23 protein-coding genes are annotated in these 21,669 nt (G+C 68.7%); 19 read left to right on the forward strand and 4 right to left on the reverse strand.

What is annotated here, in order from left to right:
* Nucleotides 1-315: 315 nt before the first annotated feature.
* Genes gspD through gspF form a run of 3 tightly spaced genes read left to right on the forward strand, consistent with a single transcriptional unit; the run spans nucleotide 316 to nucleotide 5,364 of the window.
* Nucleotides 316-2,646, forward strand: coding sequence for a type II secretion system secretin GspD (gene gspD / locus JYG32_RS14300; RefSeq protein WP_213263886.1), 2,331 nt, complete (start codon nucleotides 316-318; stop codon nucleotides 2,644-2,646).
* Nucleotides 2,643-4,142 (forward strand): type II secretion system ATPase GspE, encoded by a 1,500-nt coding sequence (gene gspE, locus JYG32_RS14305; protein ID WP_174380314.1) that lies wholly within the window; start codon nucleotides 2,643-2,645, stop codon nucleotides 4,140-4,142. The genes gspD and gspE overlap by 4 nt, the downstream gene beginning before the upstream one ends.
* 4 nt (nucleotides 4,143-4,146) lie before the next feature.
* On the forward strand, nucleotides 4,147-5,364 hold the full coding sequence (gene gspF / locus JYG32_RS14310) for a type II secretion system inner membrane protein GspF (protein ID WP_174380313.1): 1,218 nt from the start codon (nucleotides 4,147-4,149) through the stop codon (nucleotides 5,362-5,364).
* A gap of 33 nt (nucleotides 5,365-5,397) precedes the next feature.
* Here the strand turns inward: gspF and JYG32_RS14315 are convergent, their stop codons facing one another.
* A complete protein-coding gene (locus JYG32_RS14315; protein ID WP_174380312.1) occupies nucleotides 5,398-5,808 on the reverse strand; it encodes a general secretion pathway protein GspC in 411 nt (136 codons plus the stop codon).
* Nucleotides 5,809-5,983: 175 nt separating this feature from the next.
* Between JYG32_RS14315 and gspG the strand changes: the two genes are divergently transcribed.
* Genes gspG through JYG32_RS14355 form a run of 8 tightly spaced genes read left to right on the forward strand, consistent with a single transcriptional unit; the run spans nucleotide 5,984 to nucleotide 12,003 of the window.
* Nucleotides 5,984-6,436 (forward strand): type II secretion system major pseudopilin GspG, encoded by a 453-nt coding sequence (gspG, locus tag JYG32_RS14320; protein WP_006759194.1) that lies wholly within the window; start codon nucleotides 5,984-5,986, stop codon nucleotides 6,434-6,436.
* 39 nt (nucleotides 6,437-6,475) lie between these two features.
* The gene (locus JYG32_RS14325; protein WP_174380311.1) at nucleotides 6,476-7,045 is read left to right on the forward strand and encodes a GspH/FimT family pseudopilin; all 570 of its coding nucleotides are present in this window, start codon (nucleotides 6,476-6,478) and stop codon (nucleotides 7,043-7,045) included.
* Nucleotides 7,042-7,482: a type II secretion system minor pseudopilin GspI gene (gene gspI / locus JYG32_RS14330; protein WP_433960827.1), complete on the forward strand. Its 441-nt coding sequence runs from the start codon at nucleotides 7,042-7,044 to the stop codon at nucleotides 7,480-7,482. Before JYG32_RS14325 ends, gspI begins: the two co-directional genes overlap by 4 nt.
* A gap of 7 nt (nucleotides 7,483-7,489) precedes the next feature.
* Nucleotides 7,490-8,149 carry a PulJ/GspJ family protein gene (locus JYG32_RS14335; RefSeq protein WP_407062098.1) on the forward strand — a complete coding sequence of 220 codons (660 nt, stop codon included), beginning with the start codon at nucleotides 7,490-7,492 and terminating at the stop codon, nucleotides 8,147-8,149.
* 2 nt (nucleotides 8,150-8,151) lie between these two features.
* Nucleotides 8,152-9,270: a type II secretion system minor pseudopilin GspK gene (gspK, locus tag JYG32_RS14340; protein ID WP_213263888.1), complete on the forward strand. Its 1,119-nt coding sequence runs from the start codon at nucleotides 8,152-8,154 to the stop codon at nucleotides 9,268-9,270.
* A 26-nt stretch (nucleotides 9,271-9,296) separates the two neighbouring features.
* The gene (gspL, locus tag JYG32_RS14345) at nucleotides 9,297-10,676 is read left to right on the forward strand and encodes a type II secretion system protein GspL (protein ID WP_213263889.1); all 1,380 of its coding nucleotides are present in this window, start codon (nucleotides 9,297-9,299) and stop codon (nucleotides 10,674-10,676) included.
* Nucleotides 10,673-11,179, forward strand: a complete 507-nt coding sequence (gene gspM, locus JYG32_RS14350) for a type II secretion system protein GspM (protein ID WP_213263890.1) — start codon at nucleotides 10,673-10,675, stop codon at nucleotides 11,177-11,179. The genes gspL and gspM overlap by 4 nt, the downstream gene beginning before the upstream one ends.
* A 35-nt stretch (nucleotides 11,180-11,214) precedes the next feature.
* Nucleotides 11,215-12,003 (forward strand): type II secretion system protein N, encoded by a 789-nt coding sequence (locus JYG32_RS14355; protein ID WP_213263891.1) that lies wholly within the window; start codon nucleotides 11,215-11,217, stop codon nucleotides 12,001-12,003.
* Between the two features lie 24 nt (nucleotides 12,004-12,027).
* Here the strand turns inward: JYG32_RS14355 and JYG32_RS14360 are convergent, their stop codons facing one another.
* The gene (locus JYG32_RS14360; protein WP_213263892.1) at nucleotides 12,028-13,584 is read right to left on the reverse strand and encodes an efflux transporter outer membrane subunit; all 1,557 of its coding nucleotides are present in this window, start codon (nucleotides 13,582-13,584) and stop codon (nucleotides 12,028-12,030) included.
* Between the two features lie 264 nt (nucleotides 13,585-13,848).
* A complete protein-coding gene (locus JYG32_RS14365; protein WP_213263893.1) occupies nucleotides 13,849-14,133 on the reverse strand; it encodes a multidrug ABC transporter ATPase in 285 nt (94 codons plus the stop codon).
* A gap of 174 nt (nucleotides 14,134-14,307) precedes the next feature.
* Between JYG32_RS14365 and JYG32_RS14370 the strand changes: the two genes are divergently transcribed.
* Both JYG32_RS14370 and JYG32_RS14375 read left to right on the forward strand, forming a co-directional pair.
* A complete protein-coding gene (locus JYG32_RS14370) occupies nucleotides 14,308-14,796 on the forward strand; it encodes a MarR family winged helix-turn-helix transcriptional regulator (RefSeq protein WP_213263894.1) in 489 nt (162 codons plus the stop codon).
* A 177-nt stretch (nucleotides 14,797-14,973) separates the two neighbouring features.
* Nucleotides 14,974-16,533, forward strand: coding sequence for a DHA2 family efflux MFS transporter permease subunit (locus JYG32_RS14375; protein WP_174381633.1), 1,560 nt, complete (start codon nucleotides 14,974-14,976; stop codon nucleotides 16,531-16,533).
* Nucleotides 16,534-16,593: 60 nt separating this feature from the next.
* Here the strand turns inward: JYG32_RS14375 and JYG32_RS14380 are convergent, their stop codons facing one another.
* A complete protein-coding gene (locus JYG32_RS14380; RefSeq protein ID WP_174381632.1) occupies nucleotides 16,594-17,520 on the reverse strand; it encodes a LysR family transcriptional regulator in 927 nt (308 codons plus the stop codon).
* A gap of 139 nt (nucleotides 17,521-17,659) precedes the next feature.
* Here JYG32_RS14380 and JYG32_RS14385 point away from each other — a divergent pair, with 139 nt between their 5' ends.
* The 6 genes from JYG32_RS14385 (at nucleotide 17,660) to fliO (ending at nucleotide 21,666) form a co-directional block, all read left to right on the forward strand.
* Nucleotides 17,660-18,136 (forward strand): CidA/LrgA family protein, encoded by a 477-nt coding sequence (locus tag JYG32_RS14385; protein WP_174381631.1) that lies wholly within the window; start codon nucleotides 17,660-17,662, stop codon nucleotides 18,134-18,136.
* Between the two features lie 13 nt (nucleotides 18,137-18,149).
* On the forward strand, nucleotides 18,150-18,872 hold the full coding sequence (locus tag JYG32_RS14390) for an LrgB family protein (RefSeq protein ID WP_213263895.1): 723 nt from the start codon (nucleotides 18,150-18,152) through the stop codon (nucleotides 18,870-18,872).
* Between the two features lie 171 nt (nucleotides 18,873-19,043).
* Nucleotides 19,044-19,580 (forward strand): flagellar basal body-associated protein FliL, encoded by a 537-nt coding sequence (fliL, locus tag JYG32_RS14395; protein ID WP_213263896.1) that lies wholly within the window; start codon nucleotides 19,044-19,046, stop codon nucleotides 19,578-19,580.
* A 22-nt stretch (nucleotides 19,581-19,602) separates the two neighbouring features.
* A complete protein-coding gene (gene fliM, locus JYG32_RS14400; RefSeq protein ID WP_213263897.1) occupies nucleotides 19,603-20,601 on the forward strand; it encodes a flagellar motor switch protein FliM in 999 nt (332 codons plus the stop codon).
* Nucleotides 20,594-21,085, forward strand: coding sequence for a flagellar motor switch protein FliN (fliN, locus tag JYG32_RS14405; RefSeq protein WP_174381628.1), 492 nt, complete (start codon nucleotides 20,594-20,596; stop codon nucleotides 21,083-21,085). Before fliM ends, fliN begins: the two co-directional genes overlap by 8 nt.
* A complete protein-coding gene (gene fliO, locus JYG32_RS14410; protein WP_213263898.1) occupies nucleotides 21,082-21,666 on the forward strand; it encodes a flagellar biosynthetic protein FliO in 585 nt (194 codons plus the stop codon). The genes fliN and fliO overlap by 4 nt, the downstream gene beginning before the upstream one ends.
* Nucleotides 21,667-21,669: the final 3 nt, after the last annotated feature.

Here is a 21,669-nt window from a genome sequence, read left to right on the forward strand (position 1 = left end):
TATTCGTGCGACGAGAAACTTGCCGCCCGTATCATACCGGCAGTCCGTCACGTGACAACATGCGGAAACACGGCAGCCCGGTTATACCGCATTTTCGTGTCGCTTCATCGCGAAACGGGGGCGATGGCCGGCATGCCGGCATAGCACCGAATCTTACATATTGCATACGACTCGCCGGATACATGTCGTATGTGAGACAGTCCTCGGATCAATGTGATATTTCGGACATGAAAAACTGCTAATGTCGCCTCTTTCGGACTTGGATCCCAGTACTACCGCCGGAAGTGGCCTGAGCCGGCATCGACCCATTCATCCATGACAAGAAATCGCTTCGTTATGCGGCGCATTGCCACGACCCTCATCGTCGCCGGCATCATCGTCTCGCAGGCCGCCTACGCTCAGGTCACGCTCAACTTCGTGAATGCGGATATCGACCAGGTCGCGAAAGCGATCGGCGCCGCGACCGGCAAGACCATCATCGTCGACCCCCGTGTGAAGGGGCAGCTCAACCTCGTCGCCGAACGTCCGGTGCCGGAAGACCAGGCGCTGAAGACGCTGCAGTCGGCGCTGCGCATGCAGGGCTTCGCGCTCGTGCAGGATCACGGCGTGCTGAAGGTCGTGCCCGAGGCCGACGCGAAGCTGCAAGGCGTGCCGACCTATGTCGGCAATGCGCCGCAGGCGCGCGGCGACCAGGTGATCACGCAGGTGTTCGAGTTGCACAATGAATCGGCGAACAACCTGCTGCCCGTGCTGCGGCCGCTGATCTCGCCGAACAACACGGTGACGGCCTACCCGGCGAACAACACGATCGTCGTGACCGACTACGCGGACAACGTGCGCCGCATCGCGCAGATCATCGCGGGCGTCGACAGCGCCGCGGGCGCGCAGGTGCAGGTCATTCCGCTGCGCAACGCGAACGCGATCGACCTCGCCGCGCAACTGCAGAAAATGCTCGACCCGGGCGCGATCGGCAACAGCGACGCAACGCTGAAGGTGTCGGTCACGGCCGACCCGCGCACCAACTCGCTGATGCTGCGTGCGTCGAGCGCATCGCGCCTTGCGGCCGCAAAGCGCCTCGTGCAGCAGCTCGACGCGCCGAGCGCGGTGCCCGGCAACATGCACGTCGTGCCGCTGCGCAACGCCGATGCGGTGAAGCTCGCGAAGACGCTGCGCGGGATGCTCGGCAAGGGCGGCACCGACAGCGGCTCGTCGGCGTCGTCCAACGATGCGAACAGCTTCAACCAGAGCGGCGGCTCGTCGTCGAGCGGCAACTTCTCGACCGGCACGTCCGGCACCCCGCCGCTGCCGTCGGGCGGCCTCGGCGGCTCGTCGTCCTCGTCGTCGTCGTACGGCGGCTCGTCCGGCAGCGGCGGCCTCGGCTCCGCCGGCCTGCTCGGCGGCGACAAGGACAAGAGCGACGACAACCAGCCGGGCGGGATGATCCAGGCCGATGCGGCGACCAACTCGCTGATCATCACCGCGTCCGATCCGGTTTACCGGAACCTGCGCTCGGTGATCGACCAGCTCGACGCGCGGCGTGCGCAGGTCTATATCGAAGCGCTGATCGTCGAGCTGAACTCGACGACGCAGGGCAACCTCGGCATCCAGTGGCAGGTGGCGAGCGGCCAGTTTCTCGGCGGCACGAACCTGGCGGCCACGGCCGGCAGCGTGGCGGGCAACAGCATCATCAACCTGACGACCGGCGGCACGGCGGCCACCACCGGGCTGGCGGCCAACATCGCGGGGCTGAACCAGGGCCTCAACATCGGCTGGCTGCACAACATGTTCGGCGTACAGGGGCTCGGCGCACTGCTGCAGTATTTCTCGGGCGTAAGCGACGCGAACGTGCTGTCGACGCCGAACCTGATCACGCTCGACAACGAGGAAGCGAAGATCGTCGTCGGCCAGAACGTGCCGATCGCGACCGGTTCGTATTCGAACCTGACGAGCGGCACGACGAGCAATGCGTTCAATACCTACGACCGTCGCGACGTCGGCCTGACGTTGCACGTGAAGCCGCAGATTACCGACGGCGGAATCCTGAAGCTGCAGCTCTACACGGAAGATTCGGCGGTCGTTAGCAGCACCACGAACGCGCAGACCGGCCCGACCTTCACGAAGCGCTCGATCCAGTCGACGATCCTGGCGGACAACGGCGAGATCATCGTGCTCGGCGGGTTGATGCAGGATAACTACCAGGTGTCGAACAGCAAGGTACCGCTGCTCGGCGACATCCCGTGGATCGGCCAGTTGTTCCGTTCGGAATCGAAGCAGCGCCAGAAAACCAACCTGATGGTGTTCCTGCGCCCCGTGATCATCTCCGACCGCAGTACCGCGCAGGAAGTCACGGCCAACCGCTACGACTACATCCAGGGTGTGACGGGTGCATACAAGTCGGATAACAACGTGATCCGCGACAAGGACGATCCGGTCGTCCCGCCGATGCCGCTCGGCCCGAGCCAGGGCGGTACGCCAGCCGGGAACCTGTTCGATCTCGACAAGATGCGCCGCCAGCAGTTGCAGCGCCAGGTGGCGCCGGTCCCGGCCCAGCCGTTGCCGGAGCAGACACCCGTGCAGCCGCAGAGCGTGCCGCAGCAGGCGGTACCGCAACAGCCGCTGACCGCCACGCCGGGAGCCTCGCAGTGACCGACCTGCCCGCATCTTCCGCCCACGACGGCGCGCCGGGCGAACGGCAGCCGCCGTCGCCGCTCGCCGCGCGCCTGTTGCCGTACGGCTTCGCGAAGAGCGGCCAGGTGCTGATCGCGCACCAGCTCGACGACACGCTCGAGGTGTGGATCAGCGAACGCACGAGCGACGCCGCGCTCGCGGAGATCGCGCGCAACTTCGGCTCGATTTCCGTGCACCGCGTGCCGGCCGACGAACTCGCGCAGGCGATCAACCAGGCCTACTCGCGTCATGACGGCAGCGCCGCGCAGGTGGTCGGCGAGGTCGAAGGCGAAGTCGACCTGTCGCGGCTGATGCAGGACATCCCGGAAGTCGAGGATCTGCTCGAGTCGGAAGACGACGCGCCGATCATCCGGATGATCAACGCGCTGCTCACGCAAGCGGCGCGCGAACAGGCGTCGGACATTCACATCGAGCCGTTCGAGAATTCGTCCGTCGTGCGCTTTCGCGTCGACGGCACGCTGCGCGACGTCGTGCGCCCGAAGAAGGCGCTGCACGGCGCACTGATCTCGCGGATCAAGATCATGGCGCAGCTCGACATCGCGGAGAAACGCCTGCCGCAGGACGGCCGCATCACGCTGCGCGTCGGCGGCCGGCCGGTCGACGTGCGCGTATCGACGCTGCCGACCGGGCACGGCGAGCGCGCGGTGCTGCGTCTGCTGGAAAAGGATGCGAAGCGCCTGAATCTCGAAGCGCTCGGGATGGGCCGCGACACGCTCCGCCAGTTCGACAAGCTGATCGCGCGACCGCACGGCATCGTGCTCGTCACGGGCCCGACGGGTTCGGGCAAGACGACGACGCTGTATGCGTCGATGTCCCGGCTCGAAACCGCGACGACCAACATCATGACCGTCGAGGACCCGATCGAATACGACCTCGGCGGCATCGGCCAGACGCAGGTGAACGAGCGGATCGGGATGACCTTTGCCCGTGCGCTGCGCTCGATCCTGCGCCAGGATCCGGACGTGATCATGATCGGCGAAATCCGCGACCTCGAAACCGCGCAGATCGCGGTGCAGGCGTCGCTGACGGGCCACCTCGTGCTCGCGACGCTGCACACGAACGATGCGGCGTCGGCCGTCACGCGTCTGACCGACATGGGCGTCGAGCCCTACCTGCTCGCATCGTCGCTGCTCGGCGTGCTCGCGCAGCGCCTGGTGCGGCAGCTCTGCCCGGTCTGCAAGGAAGAGCGGCATGAGGACGGCCGCATCGTGTGGCATCCGGTCGGCTGCGACAAGTGCGGGCATTCGGGCTACTCGGGCCGGCGCGGCGTATACGAACTGCTGCTGGTCGACGACTCGATCCGCGCGCTGATCCACCGCAACGCGGCCGACGCGGAGATTCTGGCCACCAGCCGCGCGGAAGGGATGCGCACGCTGCGCGACGACGCCGAGCGCTGGCTCGCGTCCGGCGCGACGTCGCTCGAGGAAGTGCTGCGTGTGACGGGAGGCGCATAGCGCGATGCCGGCATTCCGTTTCGAAGCGATCGATTCGGCGGGACACGCGCAGAAAGGCGTCATCGATGCCGACAGCGCACGTGCCGCGCGCGGCCAGTTGCGCACGCAGGGGCTCACGCCGCTCGTCGTCGAGCCGGCCGCCAGCGCAACGCGCGGCGCGCGTACGCAGCGGCTCGCGTTCGGCCGCAAGCTGTCGCAGCGCGAACAGGCGATCCTGACGCGCCAGCTCGCGAGCCTGCTGATCGCGGGGCTGCCGCTCGACGAAGCGCTCGGCGTGCTGACCGAGCAGGCCGAGCGCGACTACATCCGCGAGCTGATGGCCGCGATCCGCGCCGAGGTGCTCGGCGGCCATTCGCTCGCGAATGCGCTGGGCCAGCATCCGCGCGATTTTCCGGAAATCTACCGCGCGCTCGTCGCGGCGGGCGAGCACACGGGCAAGCTCGGCATCGTGCTGTCGCGGCTGGCCGACTACATCGAGCAGAGCAACGCGCTGAAGCAGAAGATCCTGCTGGCCTTCACGTATCCGGGCATCGTCACGCTGATCGCGTTCGGCATCGTCACGTTTCTGCTGAGCTACGTCGTGCCGCAGGTCGTCAACGTGTTTGCGAGCACGAAACAGCAGTTGCCCGTGCTGACGATCGTGATGATGGCGCTGTCGGATTTCGTGCGGCACTGGTGGTGGGCGATCCTGATCGCGGTCGCGCTGATCGTGTGGTTCGTGAAGGCGACGCTGTCGCGCGACGGGCCGCGGCTCGCGTTCGACCGCTGGGTGCTGACCGCGCCGCTCGCGGGCAAGCTCGTGCGCGGCTACAACACGGTGCGCTTCGCGAGCACGCTCGGCATCCTCACCGCGGCCGGCGTGCCGATCCTGCGCGCGTTGCAGGCGGCCGGCGAGACGCTGTCGAACCGTGCGATGCGCGCGAACATCGACGACGCGATCGTGCGCGTGCGCGAAGGCTCCGCGCTGTCGCGCGCGCTGAACAACGTGAAGACGTTTCCGCCGGTGCTCGTGCACCTGATCCGTTCAGGCGAAGCGACGGGCGACGTGACGACGATGCTGGATCGCGCGGCCGAAGGCGAAGCGCGCGAGCTCGAACGCCGCACGATGTTCCTGACGAGCCTGCTCGAGCCGCTGCTGATCCTGGCGATGGGCGGCATCGTGCTCGTGATCGTGCTGGCCGTGATGCTGCCGATCATCGAGCTGAACAACATGGTGCAGTGACGGCCCCCTGATGGTCGGTGAGGCCGTCGCCGTTCAGCGCATGTAGATCGCGGGGGACGGCGTGTTCGCCGGGAGCTGGATTTCGGCGCGCGCGCCGTTGCGGTCGACGACGATCGAGCGGGGGCGGACTTCGGCGAGCTTCGCGCCGGGCGTGACGTCCGCGCCGAGCGACACGGCGCGCGGCGGTTCGCCGCCGACGCCGACGATCGCGGCGGCGCCGCGATCGAGCGAGAGGATGCCGAACAGGTGGATGTCCTGCACGGGGTTCTTGTCGAGCTGACCGCCGAAGAGCGCCGCGGCGTCCTCGGTGCGGATCGGCGGCCGCGCGGCGGCGGCGGGCAGCGGTGCTTCGCGGGCCGACAGCGTGACGACCCAGTAGGTGGCCGTCGCGCACAAACCCGCGAAGAGGGCTAGGGAAAGGATCCGGATCGAGAGCGCGTTCATGCGCGCTATTGTACGGATGTATATGAAATTTGCGTTGGGTGAAAGCCCTCGGCGATGCGCGCCTTACAATGCGTGCTCCGCGCCCGCGGGTTCGGAAGGTTGCCGTCAGGTCATCATCCGGTGCACGGGGTGCGTCACTCAATCGACGACATTTTTTGGAAAGAGGTAGTCAGTCATGCAAACGTGGATCACTCGCCGCAACGCGGCCGTGCGTCGTCAGCGCGGTTTCACGCTGATCGAGATCATGGTGGTGGTCGCGATCCTCGGGATCCTGGCGGCGCTGATCGTGCCGAAGATCATGAGTCGCCCGGACGAGGCGCGCCGCATCGCCGCGAAGCAGGACATCGGCACGATCATGCAGGCGCTCAAGCTGTACCGTCTCGACAACGGCCGTTATCCGAGCCAGGAGCAGGGCCTGAACGCGCTGATCCAGAAGCCGTCCACCGATCCGATCCCGAACAACTGGAAGGACGGCGGTTACCTCGAGCGCCTGCCGAACGATCCGTGGGGTAACGGGTACAAGTACCTGAACCCGGGCGTGCACGGCGAGATCGACGTATTCAGCTACGGTGCCGACGGCAAGGAAGGCGGCGAGAGCAACGACTCCGACATCGGTTCGTGGCAATAAGCCGGCGCTGATCGTCCCGACGCTTCGTTCCCGCTCTTCATGCTCGCCATTCGCACGACTTCCCGCTGCGGCCGCGATTGCCGTGTGCTTCGCGGCGCGGCGCCGTCCGTATCGGCACGCGCCGAGGGCGGGCCGCTGAAGCACGGCGTGCGGCACGTTCGCGCGAGCGGCTTTACGCTGCTCGAAATGCTGGTCGTGCTCGTGATCGCGGGGCTGCTCGTGTCGCTTGCGTCGCTGTCGCTGACGCGCAATCCACGCACCGACCTGCGCGAGGAAGCGCAGCGCATCGCGCTGCTGTTCGAGACCGCCGGCGACGAAGCACAGGTGCGCGCGCGCCCGATCGCGTGGCAGCCGACCGCGCACGGCTTCCGTTTCGACGTGAGTTCGCCCGACGGCTGGCGCACGCTGCGCGACGACCTGCTGCGCCCGCGCGACTGGGACGGCGGTGTGACGGGTGCCGACATCGACTACCCGGGCTCCGATACGCATGCGAACCGCGTCGTGTTCGGCACCGAGAGCATCGACACGCCAGTGCGCGTGACGCTGCATTCGACCGTCGGCAGCGCGACGATCGTCGGCACCGGCAACGGCCGCTACGAGGTGCAATGACGATGCGTCGTCGCCTGCCCTTCCCCGTTGCTGCGTCGCACCCCAATCCCCCAAGTGGACTGCCTTCGGGGCGGGGCTTCACGATGATCGAGGTGCTGGTCGCGCTCGCGATCATCGCGGTTGCGCTCGCCGCGTCGATCCGCGCGGTCGGCACGATGGCGACCAACGCGTCCGAGCTCCATCGCCGGCTGCTGGCCGGCTGGAGCGCCGACAACGCGCTCGCGCAGTTGCGGCTCACGCATGCGTGGCCGCAGATCGGCGAGCAGAGTTTCGACTGTTCGCAAGGCAACGTGCAGCTCGTCTGCACGCAGAGCGTGAGCGCCACGCCGAACCCCGTGTTCCGGCGCGTCCGGGTTTCGGTGAGCACGCCCGGGCGCGCCGGCGTGCTCGCGCAGATGGTGACGGTGGTCGCGAATGAAACCAGCCGTCCGCTCTGACGCGCCGATGCGACGCCCGCACGCGCGCCCCGCCCGGGGCTTCACGCTGATCGAGCTGATGATCGCGATCGCGATCCTCGCGGTGGTCGCGATTCTTGCGTGGCGCGGGCTCGACCAGATCATGCGCGGCCGCGACAAGGTCGCTTCCGCGATGGAAGACGAGCGCGTCTTCGCGCAGATGTTCGACCAGATGCGCATCGACGCGCGGCTGGCCGCGACCGACGACGAGGCCGGCCAGCCGGCGATCGGCGTCGCCGGCAATACGCTGCAGATCGTCCGCGAATTCGAGGTGCCGGGCGCCGCGCCGCGGCTGCAGGTGGTCCGCTACCGGATCGCCGGCGGGCGTGTCGTGCGCTATGCGTCGCCGCCGATCGACGACGCGAACCGGCTGCAAGGCGTGCTGAAGGACAGCAGCGTCGAAGGCTGGAGCTGGGTTGCGCTGATGGGCGGCGTCGGCGCGATCGACGCGAAGCTGTACGTGCCGCGCGTGGGCTGGACCACCAACCTGCAGACGGCCGACGACGCGCTCGCGCAGAACAACGATGCGCTCAAGGTGCCGCAGATCGGCAACGCGCCGCCGCAGCGCGCGGTGACGGGGCTGCAGGTCAGCATCGGCGCGACGTCGCTGCGGGTGCCGGTCACGCGCGTGTTCCTCGTCGGGGAATGACGATGCGCGCGCGCCCTCACCGTCCGCTCTCCCCCCACCGCGTTGCCGCGCGCGGCCGCCAGCGCGGCGCGGCGATCATCACCGCGCTGCTCGTCGTCGCACTGTCGGCGATCCTCGTCTCGGGGATGCTGTGGCGCCAGCAGGTGCAGATCCGCCGCATCGAGAACCAGCGCGTGATCGCGCAGGCGCAGTGGGTCGCGCGCGGCGCGCTCGACTGGACGCGGATGATCCTGCGCTCCGAAGGCGACACGGCGCCCGGCATCACGTATCTCGGCGGAATCTGGGGCGTGCCGATCGCGAAGACGAAGCTGTCGGACTTCCTCGGCCGGATCGGCGCGCCCAACGACAACGGCGGCGAAGACACCTATATCTCCGGCTCGATCGAGGACGCGCAGGCGAAGTTCAACCTGCGCAACCTCGTGGCGGCGCCGGCGCCCGGCGTGCTGCAACTGAACGTCACGCAGCTCCAGGCGTTCCAGCGCCTGCTGACGACGCTCGGCTACGACGGCGCGTTCGCGAAACGGATCGCGCTGCAGGTGCGCGCGGGCCTCATGCATTCGGCGACGCGCTTCCAGATGCCGACGCTGCCGGGCGGCGGCGGCACGGCGCCGGCCACCGCGCCGGTGACCACCGACCAGCAGGGCGGCGGCGGCTTCACCGACGATCCCGGCATGTCCGGCGGCGACCGCGGGCCCGCGCCGCTGATGATGACGAGCGTCGACAGCCTGCTCGACGTCGACGGCGTGACGCCCGAGATGGTTGCGCGGCTGCGCCCGTTCGTCACCGTGCTGCCGACCACGACGCCCGTGAACATGAACACCGCGCCGGCCGAGGTGATCGCGGCGCTGGTGCCGGGGATGAGCGTGTCGTCCGCGCAGGCGCTCGTGTCGCGCCGCGAGACCGTGTTTTTCCGCAACGTCGGCGACGTGCAGCTCGCGCTGCGCGGCGCCGGTGCGCCGAACGTGACGATCGACTCGAGCCTCGTCGACGTCAATTCGAGCTATTTCATCGTGCATGGCCGGATCCAGCACGAACGCGCGGAGGTTGATCGCACCTCGCTCGTGTATCGTGATCCGACCACGCACTCGACGCGGGTCGTGCGTATCCGCGACCAGCTATAACGACGCCAATCGGGAGAGGAGCTCTTGTGAGCACGTTGATTGTTTCTTTGCCGCCGCGCGAGCCTGCCGTGCCGTTGCAGGAATGGCAGTGGCCCGAGCTGCCGTTCACGCTCGTCGACAAGGCCGGCCAGGTGCAGCGCGCGGGCCGCGCCGCGCTCGCGCTGCTGCCGCGCGCGAATGCGACGGTGCTGATCGTCGCCGCGCGCGACGTGCTGCTGCTGGCCGCGACGGTGCCGCCGCTCAAGGGGCCGAAGCTGCGCCAGGCGCTGCCCAACATCGTCGAGGATCAGTTGATCCAGGATCCGCTCGGCTGCCACATCGCGCTCGATCCGGCCGCGCTGCCCGACGGGCGACGCGTGCTGGCCGTCGTCGATCGCGCGTGGTTCCGCACGATCTGCGACGCGTTCGCGGCGGCCGGCCACCGGCACCTGAGCGCGGTGCCCGCGACCCGCTGCCTGCCGGTGCCGCGCGCGCCGGCCGAAACGGCATCGGCCACGCCGGCCGAAGCTGAAGCAGTCAATGCCGCTGCTGCCGCACTTGCCGCGCACGCGGTCGAGCCGCCCGCCCGCCCGACGACGGTCGCCGCGGTGCTCGGGCTCGCGGCGTCGGTCGAACCGGCGCTCGTCGAAGCCGGTGCGCAGCCGGTCGCGGCTGGCGCGCCGCGCCTCGAACTCGCGGTCGCACGCGGCGCGCTCGGCGAAGGTTTCGCGGCGCCCGCGTCGCGCGCGGCCGGCACGCTGGCCGCGCTCGCGGGCGGCGGCGACGTCGAACTGTACGAACTCGGCGAACCGGGCGCGGAGCCGCGGCTCGCATCGGTCGGTCGCACGGACGGCCCGCTGCTGCCGGGCGCCGCGCCGCTGTCATTCGACGCGTTCGCGCGGCGCGCGCTGGCCGAGCGTTTCGACCTGTGTCAATTCGAATTCGAGTCGCAGCCGTGGCGCTTCGACCGCGCGACGGTGAAGCGCCTGCGCGTGCCGCTCGCACTCGTCGCGGCGACGCTCGGCGTCGCGGTGATCGGGATGAACCTGCACTGGTGGAAGCTGTCGCGCGAACGCGATGCGCTGTCCGCGCAGATCACCGAAACGCTGCTGTCCGCGTTCCCGAAGACGACGACGGTGCTCGATCCGCCCGCACAGATGCAGCGCCAGCTCGATCAGTTGCGCCTGGCGGCCGGCGAGCTGTCGCCGAACGATTTCCTCGCGCTGTCGAGCGGGCTGACGCGCTCGATGGGCGCGTTGCCGCTGAACGGCATCGCGTCGCTCGATTATCACGACCGGCGGCTCGACGTCGGCTTCAAGCCGCAGGTCAAGGTCGATCCCGATTTCACGCAGCGCCTCGCGCGCAACGGACTGTCCGGCGAAGTCGACAGCAACACGGGCAAATGGACGATCCGGAGCCGATCATGAAAACGGAACAACTGAACCAGACGCTGACCCAGTTCTGGGGTGAGCGCTCGCAGCGCGAGAAGATGCTGCTCGGCTGGGGCAGCGCCGTGCTGGCGGTCGTGATCGCGTATTCGGTGCTGTGGTCGCCCGCGCAGGAAGGCCGCGCACGGATCCAGCGCGAGCTGCCGACGATGCGCCGCGAACTCGCGCAGATGACCGCGCAGGCGAACGAGGCGAAGTCGCTGACGGCCGCCGCGCAGGGTGTTGCGCCGACTGGCCTGGCGTTGAAGGACGCGCTGACCGCGTCGCTGTCCGATCACGGGCTGCAGGGTGCGCAGGTGCAGATCGTCGGCAACGGCGTGCAGGTCCAGATGAAGAACGTGTCGTTCCCGGCGTGGACGCAGTGGCTCGACGACGCGCGCCGGCAGTTCAAGGTGCAGGTCGGCGAGGCGCACGCGACCGCGCTGAAGGACGACGGCCAGGTCGACCTGACGGCCTTGATGCAACCTTCCGTACAGAAATAGATGACGCAGTGGATGATGCAAGCGGCGGTCGGTCGATGAGGCCATGGACGAAGCGGCTCGCCACCGCATTGCCGTGGGTACTGGCAGGCGGGCTCGCAACGGCGGTGACGCTCGTCGCGCTCGCGCCGGCCGCGTGGATCGCGCCGCAGTTCGCGCGCGCGACCGGCGGGCACGTGAATCTCGTCGATCCGGACGGGTCGCTGTGGCATGGCTCGGGCACGCTGATGCTCGCGCCGGGCGCCGACCAGAGCGCGGCGACGCTGCTGCCGGGCCGGGTCGAATGGACCACGCGCTTCTGGCCGCTGCTGACCGGGCGCGTGCAGATGCGTATGCGCCAGACCGAGGCGATGCCCGATGCCGTCACGCTCGATGCGACGTGGCGCGGCGCGGTGCTGTCGGCGGGCACGATGGCCGTGCCCGCGTCGCTGCTCGCGGGGCTCGGCACGCCGTTCAACACGCTCGACCTGCAGGGCGACGTGCGGGTCGGCTGGACCGACTGGCGCCTGTTCGGCAACAACGCGTTCGGCCAGTTGACGGTGACGATCGACTCGATGAGTTCGCGCGTGTCGCGCGTGAAGCCGCTCGGTTCGTACCGCGCGGTGCTGCAGGCGAAGGGAGCGGGCGCCGATCTCGACCTGTCGACGACGCAGGGCCCGCTGTTCCTGGACGGGCACGGCAGCTTCGGTGCCGGCCAGGGATCGTTCCGCGGCACCGCGCATGCGGCGCCCGAGCAGCAGGCGAATCTCGCGGGGCTGCTGAACCTGCTCGGCCACCCGACCGGGAACAACGAGGTGTCGCTGATCTTCGGCGACGCGATGCGCTGACGCGCGCGTCGCCCTCTTCTCTTCTTACTGCTGCGCGAGCGGTGCGGTTGCCGCGGGCGCGGCTGCACCGGACGCCGGCACGGGCGCCGGCGCAGCCATGTCGCCGGTCTCGCGCGCCATGTTCGACGCATCCCAGCCGCCGCCGAGCGCCTTCACGAGCCCGACCGACGACACCATCCGCTGCCCGGCGATCGTCGAGAGCTTCTGCTGCGCGGTGAATGCGGTGGTCTGCGCGGTCAGCACGTTCAGGTACGCGACCGTGCCGGCCTTGTACTGGTTCGTGACGATCGCGAGCGCGTGCTCGGCGCTGTCGACGGCCTGCCGCTGCACGTCGATTTCCTGCGCGAGGATGCGTTGCGACGCGAGGTTGTCCTCGACGTCCTGGAACGCGGTGAGCACCGCGAGGCGATACGCGGCGACGTCCTGGTCGTAGGTCGCGCGCGCGGCGTCGGTCTGCGCGGCGCGCAGACCCGCATCGAACAGCGTCGCCGCAAGCTGCGGACCGACCGTCCAGAAACGCGCCGGCAGCGTGAACAACTGCGACCACACCGAACTCTGGACGCCGCCGGTGGCCGACAGCGTGAGCGTCGGGAAGAACGCGGCGATCGCGACGCCGATCTGCTCGTTCGCGGCTGCGGCGCGGCGCTCGGCCGCGGCGATGTCGGGCCGGCGCTCGAGCAGCGCGGACGGCACGTCGACGGGGGTGATCGGCGGCTCGGCCGCGAGCGGGTTCGGCGGCAGCGAGAAGGTCGACGCCGGTTCGCCGATCAGCGTCGCGATCGCATGCTCGAACTGCGCGCGCGTGACGCCGTTGTCGATCGACGCCGCCTGCGCGCTCTGCAGTTGCGTCTGCGCCTGGATCACGTCCGCGCGCGCGGCGACGCCCTGCGCATACTGGTTCTGCGTGAGTTTCAGCGACTGCGCGTACGACTTCACGGTGTCGTCGAGCAGCTTCTGCAGCCCATCGGACGTGCGCAACTGGAAATAGGTTTGCGCGAGCAGCGCCTGCTGCGACAGCCGCGCATTCGCGAGATCGGCCGCGGCGGCGGCTTCGCCGGCGCGCTGCGCGCTGACGGAGCGGCTCACCTTGCCCCACAGGTCGGGTTCCCAGCTCGCGTCGAGGCCGACGCTGTAGCTGTTGTTGATCGATCCGGACGAACCGCTGCCGAAACTCGACGACGAGCCCGACGACAGCGACGTGCGCGGCGTGCGGGCGCGCGAGCCCGACGCGGTCAGCCCGACGGTCGGGAAATACGCGGCGCGTGCCTCGGTGACAAGCGCGCGCGCCTGCCGGTAGGCGGCCGCCGATTGCGCGATGGTCTGGTTCGACGCGTTGAGCTTGCCGATCAGCGCGTCGAGCTGCGGATCGTTGTAGACCGCCCACCACGGGCCGCGGTCGGCGCGGTCGGCGGGTTGCGCGACTTTCCAGCCGGCCGGCGCTTCCTTGAATGCGGCGGGGATCGACGTGTCGGGCCGGTGATAGTCGGGCCCGACGGCGCAGCCGGCGAGCAGCACGGCCGTCGCAACGGCGACGGCGGCGCTCAGCGGGCGAAGGGCGCGCGGGAGGGAGGCGTACGGCATCGTGGTTTTCCTGTCTGGGCGCGACGGCCGGCGAGCGGCGTCGCGCGATGCGGTCGTCATGCCGCTGGCGGACAAATGGTAACTGACGGCGGGAAAGCTGCGCAGCCCTAAGGGTACGGTGCGCGGCGGCGGGAATGTGTTACCGGCGCGAGCGGCCGGTTTACCGGCCATTACGGATCGCTTGCGGCGAGACAGGCGCGCGACGGCGGCCGCGGGAGGCGCGGCCGGCGATCGGTCGGGACAGTCGGGAGGACGGGAGCGGCGTCAGTGGCAGCGCACGGGCAGCGGGACGGGTTCGGCGGCGGGCCGCCATGACGACGGCTCCGTCGCGGCCGGCTGGCTCGTGCCGCGTGCGCCGCCCTTCGCGTTGCGTTGCCGGCGATGATCGAACCATGCGAACCCGAGCGCCGCGAGCGAGCCGCCCGGCACGACCAGCATCGTCACGTACAGCGCGATCTTCCAGCCGCGGTGCGGCCCGGAAAACACATGATGAGCGGTATCGGTCAGGTTGCGGCGCAGCGCGCCGGCGGCATTTTTCAGGGACAGCATCGCGAACATCCTCGGGTGCCCGACAGCGCGGGCGAATCGGTCAGAACATCGTCTCCGGCAGTGCAACATGCACGTCGTAACTGGTTGCCTAAAATAATATTGACTAAGCAATCATTTTTCAAGATACTGGGCGCGTTTTAACCTGAAACGCACTGTTGCTGTGTGCGCAATCGCATGACCGGCGGCCTCTACGATCCCGAGAACATCGCGCTGGAAACGAGCCTCGGCTATTACCTGTCGAAGGCGAAGCAGGCGCTCGTCGAGCGGATGGACCGCGCGCTCGAGCCGCTCGACCTCACCGCGCAGCAGATCGGCGTGATCCTGCTGCTGTCGCGCGGCTACGCGCGCACGCCGTTCGAGCTGTCTCGCAAGATGTCGTACGACAGCGGTTCGATGACGCGCATGCTCGATCGGCTCGAACGCAAGGGGCTGGTCGCACGCTCGCGCAGCGAGCAGGACCGCCGGATGATCGAGCTGACGCTGACCGAACGCGGCGCCGACGCGGCCCGCGCGCTGCCGTCGCTGATCGCGACCGCGCTCAACGCGCAGCTCGACGGTTTCTCGGCCGACGAACTCGCGACGCTCACCGGCCTGCTGCAGCGCTTCATCGCCAACGGGCCCGGCACGACCGGTTGCCCGAAGCCGGACGAAGCGGACTGCTGATGTGCGCGGAGGCCTCATGTCTAGGTTAAGCATTCGCTTATTTCTCTGTCTGGGCAGAAGATGACAGGACACGTGCTCCACTCTTTCCTTTATCCGTTCCACCTGGCCGGGTCGTGCTGCGTCGCGCACCCGTGCGTTGCGCCGGCGCGTCGCGCGCGCCGCGTCTAGGAGATTCCGATGTCCGCCACCACGGCATCCGCGGCCCCGGCCGCCGCACCCGCGCCGCTGACCGGCGGTGCGCTCGCGCTGCTCACCGTCGGGCTCGCGCTCGGCACCTTCATGGAAGTGCTCGACACGTCGATCGCGAACGTCGCGGTGCCGACCATCTCGGGCAGCCTCGGCGTCGCGACGAGCGAAGGCACGTGGGTGATCTCGTCGTACTCGGTCGCGTCCGCGATCGCGGTGCCGCTGACCGGCTGGCTCGCGCGGCGGGTCGGCGAGGTGCGGCTGTTCACGCTGTCGGTGCTCGCGTTCACGGTCGCGTCCGCGCTGTGCGGCCTCGCGACCAACTTCGAGACGCTGATCGCGTTCCGGCTGCTGCAGGGGCTCGTGTCGGGGCCGATGGTGCCGCTGTCGCAGACGATCCTGATGCGCAGCTACCCGCCCGCGAAGCGCGGGCTCGCGCTCGGGCTATGGGCGATGACGGTGATCGTAGCGCCTATCTTCGGCCCGCTGCTGGGCGGCTGGATCAGCGACAACTACACGTGGCCGTGGATCTTCTACATCAACCTGCCGATCGGCATCTTTTCGGCGGCCTGCGCGTACCTGCTGCTGCGCGGCCGCGAAACGAAGACGTCGAAGCAGCGGATCGACGCGATCGGCCTGGCGCTGCTCGTGATCGGCGTGTCGTGCCTGCAGATGATGCTCGACCTCGGCAAGGACCGCGACTGGTTCAACTCGTCGTTCATCGTCGCGCTCGCCATGATCGCGGTCGTGTCGCTCGCGTTCATGCTGGTGTGGGAGGCGACCGAGAAGGAGCCGGTGGTCGACCTGTCGCTGTTCAAGGACCGCAACTTCGCGCTCGGCGCGCTGATCATCTCGTTCGGCTTCATGGCGTTCTTCGGCTCGGTCGTGATCTTCCCGCTGTGGCTGCAGACGGTGATGGGCTACACGGCCGGCAAGGCCGGCCTCGCGACCGCGCCGGTCGGGCTGCTCGCGCTCGTGCTGTCGCCGCTGATCGGCCGCAACATGCACCGGCTCGACCTGCGGATGGTCGCGAGCTTCGCGTTCATCGTGTTCGCGGGCGTGTCGCTGTGGAACGCGACGTTTACGCTCGACGTGCCGTTCAACCACGTGATCCTGCCGCGGCTCGTGCAGGGGATCGGTGTCGCGTGCTTCTTCGTGCCGATGACGACGATCACGCTGTCGAGCATCTCCGACGAGCGGCTCGCGAGCGCGTCTGGGCTGTCGAACTTCCTGCGCACGCTGTCGGGCGCGATCGGCACCGCGGCCAGCTCGACGTTCTGGGAGAACGACGCGATCTACCACCATGCGCGGCTCTCGGAATCGGTGAGCGTCTACGCGCAGAACACGACCGACTACCAGGGCGCGCTCGCGCAGCTCGGCATCGTCGGGCAGACGGCCAATGCGCAGCTCAACCAGCTCGTCACGCAGCAGGGCTTCATGATGGCGACCAACGACTTCTTCCACCTGTCGGCGATGATGTTCATCGCGCTCGCGGCGCTCGTGTGGATCACGAAGCCGAAGAAGGGCGCGGGGCCGGCGATGGGGCACTGAACGCGCGGCGGGCGGTCATTGCGCCTGCCGTTTTCGCCTCACCCCCCGGCGTCGAGGCCGTTACTCCCTCGCCCGCAACCCGCCGAACGCGAGATCGTCGACCGGCGCGACCGGCAGCGTCGCCCGTGCCACTTCCAGCCACGCGCGCGCCGCGTGCGACAGATACCCCTTCTTCAGCCAGCCCAGCGCGATCGCCCACGTGATCTCCGGCTCGACGATCGGCCGGCAGGTGAACTGCCCGACGTCGAGCCGCCGGCAATACGGTTCGGGCAGCAGCGCGATGCCGACGCCCGCATGCACGAGCGCGGCCATGAAATCCCAGTGGCCGCTGCGGCTCACGATCGACGGCGTGAAGCCGACCTGCCGGCACGCATCGAGCACCGCGTCGTGCAGCGCGAGGCTTTCCGCATAGAACACGAACGATTCGCGCGCGAGATCCGCGAGCGGCACGGCTGCGTGATCCTCCCAGCGCGACTCGCGCGGCGCGACCAGCCACAGCGGCGCGCGCACCATCGGCAGCCGCTCGAACACGGCCGGGTCGACCGGCTCCAGCAGGCCGCCGAGTTCGAGTTCGCCCGACATCAGCGCGGCCTCGATCATCCGCGCGCCCTGCTCGAACAGCTTCAGCTCGATGTTCGGATAGCGCTGCTTGTACGCGGCGATGATCGGCGTGAACAGCGAGCCGCCGAGCGGCGGGACCCCGATCGTCAGCTCGCCGCGCCCGAGCGTGCCGAGATCGTTCAGCTCCGACTGCAACTGCGCCTGAGCGGCAAGTACGTCCTGGCCGCGCTGGAACACGATCCGCCCCGCGTCGGTCAGCACCATCTGCCGGCCGTCGCGCAGCAGCAACGGCGAACCGATCTCGTCCTCGAGCGCCTTCACCATCTTGCTGATGGTCGGCTGGGTCACGAACAGCTTGTCGGCCGCCGCGGTGAAGCTCTGCTGGCGGACCACCTCGACGAAGTACCGCAGCGCGCGCAATTCCATCGATGTCTCCCCAAGTTGGTGCGGCAATCAAAAACGAATTCCGAATTGGAATGATAAGGATAGAGACAAGTCATTTTATTTATGGTTAGGGGAAACCCTATACTCGCACCATCAACGGAATATCTGGATGGAGCCCGCCATGAACAAGCCGATCGCTGTTGCCGCCACCCGCCCTGCCGCTTCGGGCAGCATGACGCGCACGGGCCGGATCGCGCTGCAGGCCGCCGCGCTCGGCGCACTGTGGCTGGCCGTCGACTGGGCCGTGCGGGCGGTCGGCCTGCCGATTCCGTCCGGCGTGATCGGCCTCGCGGTGCTCCTCGTGCTGCTGTTCTCGGGCCGCGTCGCGCCCGCGTGGGTGAAGGACGGCGCGAACTGGCTGCTGTCCGACATGCTGCTGTTCTTCGTGCCGGCCGCCGTCGCGGCCGTCCAGTACGGCGGGCTGTTCCGCGAGGACGGCTGGCGCATCGCGCTGGTCATGCTCGCGGGCACCGCGTTCGTGATGGTCGCGGTGGCCGTCGCGGTCGACCTCGCCGCGAAGCTCGAACGCCGGCTGGCCGCGCAGCGCGTGTTCGCCGAACGCCGCCGCGCGCGCCTGAGCGCCGTGTCCGCCCACTGAGCCGGAGCCGCGCATGCCTGCCTTGCTGTCGAACCTGTCCGCCGACCACGTGAATACCGCGATCTCGTTCGGCTGCTTCGTGCTGACGGTCGTGCTGTATTTCGCGTCGAAGCGGCTCTACGCGTACAGGAAGTCGCTGCTGTTCTCGCCGCTCGTGTTCGTGCCGGGCGTGCTGGTGCTGCTCGTCCTGCTGACCGGCATCCCGTATTCGGTCTACTTCCGCGACACGCGCTGGCTGATGTGGCTGCTCGGCCCGGCGACGATCGCGTTCGCGGTGCCGATCTATGAATATCGCGACCTGATCCGCCGGCACTGGCTGTCGCTGTCGGTCGGCGTCGCGGTCGGGATCGGCGCGGGCGTGTGCGGGTCGCTGCTGCTCGCGAAGCTGCTGCACCTGTCGCCGGAGCTGCAGCGCTCGCTGATGACGCGCTCGGTGTCGACGCCGTTCGCGCTCGCCGTGTCGGACAAGATCCACGCGCCGAAGGATCTCACGGCCCTCTTCGTGATCGCGACCGGCATCTGCGGGATGCTGCTCGGCGAGATCGTGCTCGCGCTCGTGCCGATGCGCACGCGGCTCGCGCGCGGCGCGCTGTTCGGCGCGGCCGCCCATGGCGTGGGCACCGCGAAGGCGCGCGAGATCGGCAGCGAGGAAGGCGTCGTGTCGAGCCTGACGATGATGATCGCCGGCGTCGCGATGGTGCTGATCGCGCCGCTGCTGACGCTGCTGCCGATCTGACGGCCCGCGCCGGGCGGGCCGCCGCCCGCCGGGCATGCCGGGCCGCGCCCGGAATGACCGCCTTGCGCCGCTGCCCCACCCTGCAGCGAGCCGCGCCGGCCGACAATCGGCTGAGATAGCCGCAAATCCCCCCTCTTTTCCGCCCATCGGGCTCGGCCCGGATGCCGAACAATGCATGCTACGAGACATCACGCACGCATTCACATGGCCTCCACGACCGCAAACCCGACCGCCGACAAGCCGGCTTCGTCCGGCAAGTTCAAGCGCATCGCGCTTATAGCCGTCATCGCGCTGGGCGCGGCCGCCGCCGCAGCCGGCGGCATGTACGTGTTCCTGAGCAAGGAAGGCGTCGGCCATGCGAGCGCGCCCGCCGAGCCGGCGCCGCTTGCCGCGCCGGTGTTCTTCCCGCTCGACCCGCTGACCGTGAACCTGCAGTCGGACGACGGCGCGCAGCATTACCTGCGCGTCGGCCTGTCGCTGAAGCTCACCGACCCGAAGACGCAGGAGCAACTGACCGCGCGGATGCCGGAGATCCGCAGCCGGATCCTGCTCGCGCTGTCGAACAAGCATCCCGAGGATCTCGCGACGCCGGACGGCAAACGTTCGCTCGCGAAGGAGCTGCGGGAACTGATCGAGCAGCCGACGCAGCCGGGCAACCAGCGTGCGAAGGTCGACGACGTGTTGTTTACCGAATTCGTCGTCCAGTAACGCGGCCGCAAAAGGAGCGCGCATGGGCCACCAGGAGTTCATGTCCCAGGAGGAGGTCGATGCCCTCCTCAAGGGCGTCACGGGCGAAACCGATGCAGTCGACGAGCAGCGCGACACATCGGGCGTCCGCCCCTACAACATCGCGACGCAGGAGCGGATCGTCCGCGGCCGGATGCCCGGCCTCGAGATCATCAACGACCGCTTCGCGCGCCTGCTGCGGATCGGCATCTTCAACTTCATGCGGCGCACGGCGGAAATCTCCGTCAGCCAGGTGAAGGTGCAGAAGTACAGCGAGTTCACCCGCAACCTGCCGATCCCGACGAACCTGAACCTCGTGCACGTGAAGCCGCTGCGCGGCACGTCGCTGTTCGTGTTCGACCCGAACCTCGTGTTCTTCGTCGTCGACAACCTGTTCGGCGGCGACGGGCGCTTTCACACGCGCGTCGAAGGCCGCGATTTCACGGCCACCGAGCAGCGCATCATCGGCAAGCTGCTGAACCTCGTGTTCGAGCACTACATGACCGCATGGAAGAGCGTGCGGCCGCTGCAGTTCGAATTCGTGCGCTCGGAGATGCACACGCAGTTCGCGAACGTCGCGACGCCGAACGAGATCGTGATCGTCACGCAGTTCTCGATCGAGTTCGGGCCGACGGGCGGCACGCTGCACATCTGCATGCCGTACTCGATGATCGAGCCGATCCGCGACGTGCTCAGTTCGCCGATCCAGGGCGAGGCGCTCGAAGTCGACCGCCGCTGGGTGCGCGTGCTGTCGCAGCAGGTACAGGCCGCCGAGGTCGAGTTGAGCGCGAATCTCGCCGAGATCCCGTCGACGTTCGAGAAGATCCTGAACCTGCGCGCGGGCGACGTGCTGCCGCTGGAGATCGCCGACACGATCACCGCGAAGGTCGACGGCGTGCCGGTGATGGAATGCGGCTACGGAATTTTCAATGGTCAATATGCATTGCGCGTGCAGAAGATGATCAGCGCGGGCGATACGATGAAGGAAGGTGGATATGAGTGAGCTGAACCAGACGCCCGAGGACGACGTGCAAGCGATGGCCGATGCGGCCCTCGCGGCATCGGCCGCCGCTGCTCAGGCGGCGCCGGCCGCGGCGGAAGAAGATCCGGGCATGGACGACTGGGCCGCCGCGCTCGCCGAGCAGAACCATCAGCCGGTGCAGCCGGGCGCGACGGGCGCCGGCGTGTTCCAGCCGCTGTCGAAGGCCGCGGCGAACTCGACGCACAACGACATCGAGATGATCCTCGACATCCCGGTCAAGATGACCGTGGAGCTCGGCCGCACGAAGATCGCGATCCGCAACCTGCTGCAGCTCGCGCAGGGCTCGGTGGTCGAGCTGGACGGCATGGCCGGCGAGCCGATGGACGTGCTCGTGAACGGCTGCCTGATCGCGCAGGGCGAGGTCGTGGTCGTCAACGACAAGTTCGGCATCCGTCTCACCGACATCATCACCCCGGCCGAACGCATCCGGAAGCTGAATCGATGAACGTCGCGAAGCCCGGCCGCCGCGCACGCATCGCGATCGCGGCGGCGCTTGCCGTTGCCGTTTCGCTTTCCGTTTCGCTCGCCTGCGCGCCGGCCGGCGCCGCCGACATGAACGCGGTGAACCACGCCGGTTCGATCGCGTCGAGCGTGATGGTCGGCTCGGCCGCGCCGTCGCTCGGCATCGGCGCGGTGCTGCAGACGCTCGTCGGGCTCGCGGTCGTGATCGGTCTCGTGTTCGCGTGCGCGTGGCTCGCGCGCCGCTTCGGCTTCCAGCCCGCGCGGCGCGGCGGCCCGCTGAAGGTCGTGTCGAGCGTCGGGCTCGGCGCGAAGGAAAGCGCGACGATCGTCGAGATCGGCGACACCTGGCTCGTGCTCGGCGTCGCGCCGGGCAACGTGCGGCTGCTGCATACGCTGCCGGCTGGCCAGGCTGCGGCAACCATCACCGCGGCCTCGGATTCGGCCGACGCGCCAGCCGGCGCCGCCCCGTCCGACGGCGGCCTGCCCGGCACGTTCGGCTCGCGGTTTCGCGACGCGCTCGCGGGCGAAGCCGCGAAGCGGCTCGGTCGCGGCAAGGACCGCTGACAT

Source organism: Burkholderia pyrrocinia (assembly GCF_018417535.1).
Lineage (GTDB): Bacteria > Pseudomonadota > Gammaproteobacteria > Burkholderiales > Burkholderiaceae > Burkholderia > Burkholderia pyrrocinia_E.

Excerpts from the sequence above, each read along its gene's own strand:
- gspD (WP_213263886.1), top strand. The coding sequence starts at position 316 with ATGACAAGAAATCGCTTCGTTATGCGGCGCATTGCCACGACCCTCATC.
- gspF (WP_174380313.1), top strand. The coding sequence starts at position 4,147 with ATGCCGGCATTCCGTTTCGAAGCGATCGATTCGGCGGGACACGCGCAG.
- JYG32_RS14315 (WP_174380312.1), bottom strand. The coding sequence starts at position 5,808 with ATGAACGCGCTCTCGATCCGGATCCTTTCCCTAGCCCTCTTCGCGGGT.
- gspG (WP_006759194.1), top strand. The coding sequence starts at position 5,984 with ATGCAAACGTGGATCACTCGCCGCAACGCGGCCGTGCGTCGTCAGCGC.
- JYG32_RS14325 (WP_174380311.1), top strand. The coding sequence starts at position 6,476 with ATGCTCGCCATTCGCACGACTTCCCGCTGCGGCCGCGATTGCCGTGTG.
- gspI (WP_433960827.1), top strand. The coding sequence starts at position 7,042 with ATGACGATGCGTCGTCGCCTGCCCTTCCCCGTTGCTGCGTCGCACCCC.
- JYG32_RS14335 (WP_407062098.1), top strand. The coding sequence starts at position 7,490 with ATGCGACGCCCGCACGCGCGCCCCGCCCGGGGCTTCACGCTGATCGAG.
- gspK (WP_213263888.1), top strand. The coding sequence starts at position 8,152 with ATGCGCGCGCGCCCTCACCGTCCGCTCTCCCCCCACCGCGTTGCCGCG.
- gspM (WP_213263890.1), top strand. The coding sequence starts at position 10,673 with ATGAAAACGGAACAACTGAACCAGACGCTGACCCAGTTCTGGGGTGAG.
- JYG32_RS14355 (WP_213263891.1), top strand. The coding sequence starts at position 11,215 with ATGAGGCCATGGACGAAGCGGCTCGCCACCGCATTGCCGTGGGTACTG.
- JYG32_RS14360 (WP_213263892.1), bottom strand. The coding sequence starts at position 13,584 with ATGCCGTACGCCTCCCTCCCGCGCGCCCTTCGCCCGCTGAGCGCCGCC.
- JYG32_RS14365 (WP_213263893.1), bottom strand. The coding sequence starts at position 14,133 with ATGCTGTCCCTGAAAAATGCCGCCGGCGCGCTGCGCCGCAACCTGACC.
- JYG32_RS14370 (WP_213263894.1), top strand. The coding sequence starts at position 14,308 with ATGACCGGCGGCCTCTACGATCCCGAGAACATCGCGCTGGAAACGAGC.
- JYG32_RS14375 (WP_174381633.1), top strand. The coding sequence starts at position 14,974 with ATGTCCGCCACCACGGCATCCGCGGCCCCGGCCGCCGCACCCGCGCCG.
- JYG32_RS14380 (WP_174381632.1), bottom strand. The coding sequence starts at position 17,520 with ATGGAATTGCGCGCGCTGCGGTACTTCGTCGAGGTGGTCCGCCAGCAG.
- JYG32_RS14385 (WP_174381631.1), top strand. The coding sequence starts at position 17,660 with ATGAACAAGCCGATCGCTGTTGCCGCCACCCGCCCTGCCGCTTCGGGC.
- JYG32_RS14390 (WP_213263895.1), top strand. The coding sequence starts at position 18,150 with ATGCCTGCCTTGCTGTCGAACCTGTCCGCCGACCACGTGAATACCGCG.
- fliL (WP_213263896.1), top strand. The coding sequence starts at position 19,044 with ATGCATGCTACGAGACATCACGCACGCATTCACATGGCCTCCACGACC.
- fliM (WP_213263897.1), top strand. The coding sequence starts at position 19,603 with ATGGGCCACCAGGAGTTCATGTCCCAGGAGGAGGTCGATGCCCTCCTC.
- fliN (WP_174381628.1), top strand. The coding sequence starts at position 20,594 with ATGAGTGAGCTGAACCAGACGCCCGAGGACGACGTGCAAGCGATGGCC.
- fliO (WP_213263898.1), top strand. The coding sequence starts at position 21,082 with ATGAACGTCGCGAAGCCCGGCCGCCGCGCACGCATCGCGATCGCGGCG.